Raw genomic sequence first — 1134 nt, forward strand, 5'->3', positions numbered from 1 at the left:
ACTGTCAAAACTACATCGGTGGTAAACTTTTTCGATATCACTACTGGTAAACTAATTCAGTATCAAGTGGTAAAGAAATTCATTGACATTCACACCTCATAAAACGGTCTTCCCCAATCCTGTAAATAATTATCTATAATAATATGATAAAAATCTTTCTCCGTTAATGTCCCGTCGAAATCTGATACAAATGCAAACTTTTTCAAAATGATTCCTCCATAGTAGCTGTGGGTATTGCTATATACTACTTACTTTTTTTATTTTAGTATTTGAAGTATAACAAATATAATAGCCAGTATCTCATATTTCGATGTTTTTTTCAAACTTTTCTTTGTAATGATAAAATCTCACCTATTTTTATAAACATGGAATGAAAAACCTGCTACAGATTAAGTAGCAGGAGAAAATGATAGTTATATTTATGGATGCTCTAAATATAATTTGAGAAAAACATCATTCTAGCAACAAGTTAGTCCTATCTCAAAATCCCCTGCTACTCTTAGAACAGTATCTCTTTGCAATGTTTAATCCTATATTAATAAATTACTGCGCTTTTAACTAAAGGGCATTTTCTAACTAAAAGTATATATCCTCGTATTTCGATTTACTTGTATTGTTGATACCTTTTAATTCCATTACAAGCAACTCTTGCTTTTAATATGTACCATTAATATGTTTAAGTCATTACTATCCATTCAAGATAATCTTCTTTTTAATATTTTCTAAGACCATTTCACATTCTTTATTATATTTTATTAATTCAAGCATAGTTATAAGGTCATTATCATCTAGTGGAATTATTAGTTTACGATCATCGTTATAAATATCAGAACATCTTTGATACAGTAATTCTTTGTCAATGATATTTCTACACATAAGTATACCAAATTTACCTTTATTAAAACTAAATCTCCCAGCTAATTGATCTAATTCAGGATTTGCTATATCCTTATTGTAATTCTTACACTCTATCATTATATAGGGGCAAAAAATTTTATTTACGTCATGAAGCCTATGAAAAAAGCCCCTATGAGCTATATTTGAACTGGTACCTAGAAATAGGACATTATAGAAAAAAGCCTAAATTAAGCCACAATGAGATGATCCCGATATTGAATCGGGGTCATTTTTTTT

At 28.7% G+C, this 1134-nt stretch carries 1 protein-coding gene; it reads right to left on the reverse strand.

Features of this window, described 5'->3' with window-relative positions; translation table 11 throughout:
- Positions 1–687 precede the first annotated feature (687 nt).
- Positions 688–975: a hypothetical protein gene (locus BMZ99_RS25880; RefSeq protein WP_090945035.1), complete on the reverse strand. Its 288-nt coding sequence runs from the start codon at positions 973–975 to the stop codon at positions 688–690.
- Positions 976–1134 lie beyond the last annotated feature (159 nt).

This window comes from Pelosinus propionicus DSM 13327 (assembly GCF_900114615.1).
In the GTDB taxonomy this organism is placed as follows: domain Bacteria; phylum Bacillota; class Negativicutes; order DSM-13327; family DSM-13327; genus Pelosinus; species Pelosinus propionicus.